General features: G+C 44.8%; 8 protein-coding genes. 6 read left to right on the top strand and 2 right to left on the bottom strand.

The window, feature by feature from the left end; all coding sequences use genetic code 11:
- Positions 1-251 precede the first annotated feature (251 nt).
- Positions 252-1,304 carry a TPR end-of-group domain-containing protein gene (locus tag RIG27_RS05970; protein WP_446343324.1) on the top strand — a complete coding sequence of 351 codons (1,053 nt, stop codon included), beginning with the start codon at positions 252-254 and terminating at the stop codon, positions 1,302-1,304.
- Positions 1,305-1,548: 244 nt separating this feature from the next.
- On the top strand, positions 1,549-1,779 hold the full coding sequence (locus RIG27_RS05965) for a hypothetical protein (protein ID WP_446343322.1): 231 nt from the start codon (positions 1,549-1,551) through the stop codon (positions 1,777-1,779).
- Positions 1,780-2,036: 257 nt separating this feature from the next.
- Here RIG27_RS05965 and RIG27_RS05960 read toward each other — a convergent pair whose 3' ends face one another.
- Both RIG27_RS05960 and cobO read right to left on the bottom strand, forming a co-directional pair.
- Positions 2,037-2,531 carry a TraX family protein gene (locus RIG27_RS05960; protein ID WP_446343328.1) on the bottom strand — a complete coding sequence of 165 codons (495 nt, stop codon included), beginning with the start codon at positions 2,529-2,531 and terminating at the stop codon, positions 2,037-2,039.
- Between the two features lie 106 nt (positions 2,532-2,637).
- On the bottom strand, positions 2,638-3,318 hold the full coding sequence (cobO, locus tag RIG27_RS05955) for a cob(I)yrinic acid a,c-diamide adenosyltransferase (RefSeq protein ID WP_446343320.1): 681 nt from the start codon (positions 3,316-3,318) through the stop codon (positions 2,638-2,640).
- A 139-nt stretch (positions 3,319-3,457) separates the two neighbouring features.
- On the opposite strand from cobO, the gene psaD reads away from it, so the two are divergent.
- The 4 genes from psaD to RIG27_RS05935 all read left to right on the top strand — a co-directional run bounded on the left by psaD (position 3,458) and on the right by RIG27_RS05935 (position 6,437).
- Positions 3,458-3,928, top strand: a complete 471-nt coding sequence (gene psaD, locus RIG27_RS05950) for a photosystem I reaction center subunit II (protein WP_446341958.1) — start codon at positions 3,458-3,460, stop codon at positions 3,926-3,928.
- 87 nt (positions 3,929-4,015) lie between these two features.
- Positions 4,016-5,539 carry an anthranilate synthase component I gene (gene trpE / locus RIG27_RS05945; protein ID WP_446343326.1) on the top strand — a complete coding sequence of 508 codons (1,524 nt, stop codon included), beginning with the start codon at positions 4,016-4,018 and terminating at the stop codon, positions 5,537-5,539.
- Positions 5,540-5,579: 40 nt separating this feature from the next.
- Positions 5,580-5,705: a hypothetical protein gene (locus RIG27_RS05940; RefSeq protein ID WP_446343318.1), complete on the top strand. Its 126-nt coding sequence runs from the start codon at positions 5,580-5,582 to the stop codon at positions 5,703-5,705.
- Positions 5,706-6,050: 345 nt separating this feature from the next.
- Complete coding sequence (locus RIG27_RS05935; protein WP_446343316.1) at positions 6,051-6,437, top strand: hypothetical protein; 387 nt, start codon at positions 6,051-6,053, stop codon at positions 6,435-6,437.
- Positions 6,438-6,554 lie beyond the last annotated feature (117 nt).

Below are 6,554 nucleotides of genomic sequence, written 5' to 3'. Positions count from 1 at the left end.
CAATCTTTTTCCATAAATACGTCTTGAACTATATAATTATTCTCTACCTTGTCTACTTTTCTTCTCTACCTTGTCTACTTTCCTTCCTTGTCCTCCTTGTCTTGTCCCCACCCTCAAGTAAAAAACCTACACCTGTCAGGGGGGAACGAGGGGGGTAGAGGGGCTGGGGGTGAGGGGTTGAGCTTAATTTGACACCAATGCACGTCGGTGCGCCCTACAGTTTCTGAACAGAATACATCAGTATCACAGCAATGATCCGAAACCTGACCGAATGGGATGAAGACGACAAGGGCGACGCCGAGGATGAATATGAAGCCCTACGGCGTTCTTTGAGTTGGACAGAAGGGTTTGGTTTGCTATTTGTTGATTGTACTCCCGCCACCGCCGAGAAATTAATTAAGGATGTTCGGAAAGATTTACCGCAAAAAAGAATCGAGGTTTTACGTCTCACTGAACCAATTGAGAATCTCTACACCAAAATCGCCGCGTTACCGAATCGGGATAGTATCGACATCTTATTTGTTCAAGGGTTAGAATATTCGATTTATGACTATGAAAAGACAATCAAAGATAATACAGAACGTCGCAACTATTCCTTGTTTTTCGTACCGCGTTTATTAGGACATCTGAACCTACAGCGAGAATCATTTCGCGACCATTTTAATATTTGTTTTGTCTTTCTCTTACCCAAATTTGCCCTCACCTATTTCAACCGCCGCGCCCCTGACTTCTTTGACTGGCGTTCTGGCTTGTTTAAATTAGAGCCTCAAGGGGAGTTTGCTTTAGCCGAATTATCTCAAGGGGAAGATGAGTTTTGGTTGAATCAAGGATATCAGCAAGCTATGGCTGGGGATTTGGTAGACGCAATTGTTTGCTGGGAAAAAGCGTTAGATATTGCCCCCGATTCTCACGCCGCCTGGAACAACCGGGGTAATGCCCTAGATGAGTTAGGACGATTAGAGGAAGCGATCGCTAGCTACGATAATGCCTTACAATTTAAACCTGATGACCCTGAAGCCTGGAACAACCGGGGTATTGCCCTAAGAAAGTTAGGACGATTTGAGGAAGCGATAATTTCCTGTAATAAAGCCCTAGAAATTAAACCAGATTACGATAATGCATTTTACAATAAAGCTTGCTGTTTGGCACTGCAAAACAAAATTGCTATAGCCTTAGAAAACCTGCAACAAGCCATCACGCTGAATTCTGATGAATACCGAGAGATGGCAAAAACGGATTCAGATTTTGATAACCTTCGTCACGATCCGCGATTTCAAGCGTTGATTCAAGAGGACAGGGATTAACGTTATCAGTTATTCAGTCATCAAAGAGTTTATCAGCCTCTCGTCCTGTGGTACACCGAATTTTAGGACTTACGCAAAGCCTCTATGTGTAGGGTGTGTTAGCGAAGCGTAACGCACCTTTGCCCCCATCTGTGGTGTAACTGCGTAAGTCCTGAATTTGATAGATTAGCTTTAGGCATAGGAAAATCATCGGATCAGGGGCTAAAGCCCCGACTACGAACGAACCCCAAAGGAGAACCACGCTATGGCAATCTTACAACTCCAAGATGGTACAACCTACACCCAACTCAACGATATTACCCAGGAATTAGCCGCCCTGAATGTAAAACTCAATCATTGGTCAGTTGGCGATAATTCAGAAATTCGTCGCCTGTTGGCGCAAGACTCTTTAACTGATGAAGAAAAGGCACAAATCACCACAACAGAAGGTTGGGTTCCGGAATATACGGGGACGGAAATTAATTTTGAGGCATAAATTTAGCCACGGTAGGGGCGGGTTTAGGAACTAACACGACTTGTCACCCATAAATAAACAACAAAACCCGCCCTATCTCACCTGAACAACAAAACCCACCCTCCGCCCTAATTTGATTTTCATTATCATTGAATAAAGGGCGACCCAATTCACTTGAATGGATACAAGTGTTACTTTGTGCAAGCGGGTCGCCCCTACACAAGATTCAACTGTAACCTGATTTTTACCAACAAAACCTATCTTTCGTCTTAATTAATTCAAGACATCGTTAAAAACCATTTAATTCCATCTATCACGCCCAGATGAACCGGATAAAATAAGTAAAACCATCGCGTTTTTATTCCCACTTCGCCATTGTGTAGGCAAATAAATAAGGGCGCAATAATGCCTGCCAATTCAACAACACTCCCTCCAATGGCGACATAAAGGATATGCGGTACTATATAAACCAACCACCATTTTAAATTAAACTCTCCCGGATTAAACTTTGACATTAGATAGACGATTGGCAATGTAAAGAATCCTGCCTCGAAACGAGCAACTATGGCAATCGTGGTAAACAATAAAACGATCGCAGCCTTTAGCAGACCATTATTAACTTGTTTAGCGAGTCGAATCGTTATCACGCCAGCCGCCAGCACAAACAAGATATTCAGAGGAGGCGTTCCTGAGAAAATTAAGGAATAAGCATGAGAATAAATCGGTTGTGAAATAACTCCCAGCAGGATTAGCCGAAAGACATAGTTCCAAATATTTGACGTATAGTAAAGGTGCGTTAAAAGGTGCGTTACGCTTCGCTAACGCACCCTACAATTGGGGGCGAGATTGTTACCATTAAATCGGGCGTAAGGCAATCGATTAAAATTCAATTCCCGGTTGCGCTTTAACATTTTGCTCCCGCAACGGATGCTTCACCAGTGTCATTTCGGTGACTAAATCTGCCTGTTCAATTAATGCTTTCGGTGCGCCTCGTCCGGTTAAAATAACGTGAGACAGGGTGGGCTTTTCTGCTAACCCGGCTAATACCTGCTCAACGTTCAAATATCCCAGTTTTAACGCCACATTCACTTCATCCAATAGCACCAAGCGAAACTCTGGGTTGCGGATAAACTCCAGCGCCTTTTCCCAAGCGGCTTCGGCTTTGCTGATATCTCGTTCCCGATCTTGGGTTTCCCAGGTAAACCCCTCACCCATCGCATGAAATTCTAACTGAGGTGTCTCCCCATTGGTGGGTTCTGTCCACGGCGCAAACGCCGCCTTCTCTGCGGGTTCCCAGGCGCCCTTGATGAACTGGACGATCGCAACTCGATACCCATGACCGAGCGATCGCAAAACCATCCCTAGGGCGGCTGTCGTCTTCCCCTTGCCATTCCCCGTGTTTACAATAATTAACCCTTTTTCGCTTGACGCTTGAGCCAGACGCTGTTCCTGAACCTGCTTGCGTCGCTGCATTTTCTGGCGGTACTGCTCTGAGGTTAACCCAGAAGCATTCTCAGATTTGTCAAATTCGCTGGATTCCCCGTAGGAACTGGTTTTCATCGCCAATTACTCAAGACTTATGACAAAAAATTTATAACTAACTGTAACAGTTCTTGACAAAGTGACAAAATAAACCGGAACGGAATGATAGCATTCCCTAAATGCCCTATTTTCTTATACACGATTGAGAGAGACAGTTATGGCAGAAGAAGAAACCATGCAGGAACAGGCTCCAGAAGCAGGACAGCCGACTCTATCTGGCAAACCGCCCCTCTTTGGCGGTAGCACCGGCGGCTTGCTGACGAAAGCCCAAGTGGAAGAAAAATATGCGATCACTTGGACTAGCTCTAAAAAGCAAGTCTTTGAAATGCCCACGGGTGGTGCAGCAATCATGAATGAAGGGGAAAACCTGCTGTATCTGGCTCGCAAGGAGCAATGTCTGGCGTTGGGAACCCAGTTGCGGACGCAATTTAAGCCCAAAATGGAAGACTACAAGATCTACCGGATTTATCCGAGTGGTGAAATCCAGTATCTGCACCCCGCAGATGGAGTCTTCCCAGAGAAAGTTAACGAAGGGCGTCCCTTTGTCGGTAAAATTGACCGCAAGATCGGTAATAATCCCGAACCTGTTACCCTCAAGTTCAGCGGTAAGGCGACTTACGAAGTCTAGTTTGGCTGAACCGTGATCAAGATGTAGAGACGTAGCATGCTACGTCTCTACTCATCTCCCCCATCATTGATACAACAATTGAAGCCTATGATATTACCAGAGTTTTCTCAATTTTGCGCCCTGTCTCAACAGGGTAATTTTGTACCCGTTTACCAAGAGTGGGTGGCAGATTTAGAAACTCCGGTGTCGGCTTGGTATAAAGTCTGTGCGGGTCAACCTTATAGCTTTCTCCTGGAATCGGTGGAAGGGGGAGAAAATGTGGGACGCTATAGTTTGTTGGGGTGTGATCCGTTATGGGTGTTGGTCGCACGGGGCGATCGCACGACACAGATGCACCGGAATGGTACGGTAACGGAGTTTGAGGGGAATCCATTTGAGACATTAACTCATTGCCTTAGTCCCTATCATCCGGTTAAATTGCCCCAATTACCACCCGGAATTGGTGGGTTATTTGGGTTTTGGGGGTATGAGTTGATTCGCTGGATTGAACCGCGAGTTCCGGTTTATTCCCCCTCGGAACAAGATTTGCCGGATGGATTGTGGATGCAGGTGGATAACCTGATTATTTTTGATCAGGTGAAGCGAAAAATTTGGGCGATCGCCTACGCGGATTTGCGGGAGGCGAAGGGGGATTTGGAATCCGCCTATCAGCAAGCCTGCGATCGCGTCCAGACATTGGTACAGAAGCTGCAACTCCCCTTATCAAGTCAGGATACGGTTTTGGAATGGACGCCGCCAGGAACCACTAAGCAGCCGTTAAGCTATACCAGCAATACCCAAAAGGAACAGTTTTGTGCCAATGTCCAAAAAGCCAAAGACTATATCCGTGCGGGTGATATCTTCCAAGTGGTTCTCTCCCAACGGCTTTCGGCTGACTATCAGGGTGATCCCTTTGCGTTATACCGTTCCCTACGTCTGATTAATCCCTCGCCCTATATGGCGTATTTTAATTTTGGTGATTGGCAATTAATTGGGTCAAGTCCGGAAGTGATGGTGAAAGCTAGCCGATTACCCACGGGAAAATTACAAGCTACCCTGCGTCCCATCGCCGGAACTCGTCGTCGCGGTCAAACACTTCAGGAAGATGAAGCGTTGGCGCAAGATTTACTGCAAGATCCTAAGGAAATTGCTGAACACGTTATGTTGGTGGATCTGGGACGTAATGACTTAGGGCGGGTTTGTACCAGTGGAACTGTAACCGTTGATGAGTTAATGGTTATCGAGCGCTATTCCCATGTTATGCACATTGTTAGTAATGTGGTGGGAGAACTGGCTGAGAACAAAACAGCTTGGGATTTACTCAAAGCCTGCTTTCCCGCCGGAACCGTCAGTGGTGCGCCGAAAATTCGGGCGATGGAAATCATCCACGAATTGGAACCGGAACGGCGGGGTGCTTATTCTGGGGTGTATGGCTGGTATGATTTTGAAGGGCAACTCAATAGCGCGATCGCGATTCGCACTATGGTGGTTCGTCCCCATCCCTCTGGTACACATACAGTATCTGTGCAAGCAGGTGCCGGTTTAGTGGCTGATTCTAACCCGGACAAAGAATACGAAGAAACACTGAATAAAGCCAGAGGCTTATTAGAAGCTATTCGTTGTTTAAGTTAACAGCAATGGAAGTCTATCACCTTTAGCATCCCTGGTCTTTATGCCAGGGAGAAGTCAAAAATCCGCGTTAAAAAATAACGTAAATGAACCTAAAGTGATTCGGGATAGACTGCGATCGCTAGCCAAAAAAACGGGTGGCAAGGGATTTGGTGGTTCAAAGCTATAGAGACTATGATAGTAAACGGGTGGCATCAGGACACAGCCCGGTGTCTATACCAATTTAAGCGGTAACTCGGCTTATACTAAGTGGGTGGACATTAAAGTTAACGAGAGAACTAGATAATACAACTTGAGAGAAAATTTTAAGATTAATTTTTGAGTTATAACTATACTAGACTTAGCTGGAAGCGGAATTAGGGGTCTTGCCGATTTGATTGAATAAGCAGATTGTCTGATCAATTCTGACTATTGAATGAATGAAAATTTTTATATCCGGTTAATTCGCAAAAAATGTGGAATAAAGAGCAGTGTACTTTTCATATAGATGAAAAAATACTTTGAGGTGGATGACATGCAAAATAAACAAGCTGATAATTTTTATTTGAGCCAAAATTTAAGCTCCCGGCAAAATATTAATACAGAACAACCATCACACTATCCATTTCCGACAAATTCAGCAAAAGGCAATTCTTCATCTTTTGAGCAAAACGGAGGCTTATTACTGATACCCCTAAGCTTTATGGTAATGGCTTGGGTTGTCTTAATTTTATTACGGTCAAATTTATTAAAATCATTCCGGAATCGATTAACGCCAATCAAAGGATTACATCAAGTTCCTTGTTTAAATTGTAAATATTTTAAAAATGATCCCTATCTGAAATGCGCTGTCAATCCCTGTACGGTATTAACGGAAGAAGCTGCCAATTGTGCTGACTATTGCTCAAAAGATAGCCAATAATTGTCTCAGTGATCACGGGGAAAGGCAGAAGGCTCCAGGGCAGAGGGTAGAAGGCTCCACGGAAAAAGAAGTCAACGTTGATCCTCCTTTCTGATAAACTGACGTTGGAAGTCTGCC

The organism is Coleofasciculus sp. F4-SAH-05, from assembly GCF_040222985.1.
GTDB classification, from domain to species: domain Bacteria; phylum Cyanobacteriota; class Cyanobacteriia; order Cyanobacteriales; family Coleofasciculaceae; genus Coleofasciculus; species Coleofasciculus chthonoplastes.
Note: the sequence above shows the minus strand (reverse complement) of the source record. Positions and strands in the feature narration are given on the sequence as shown.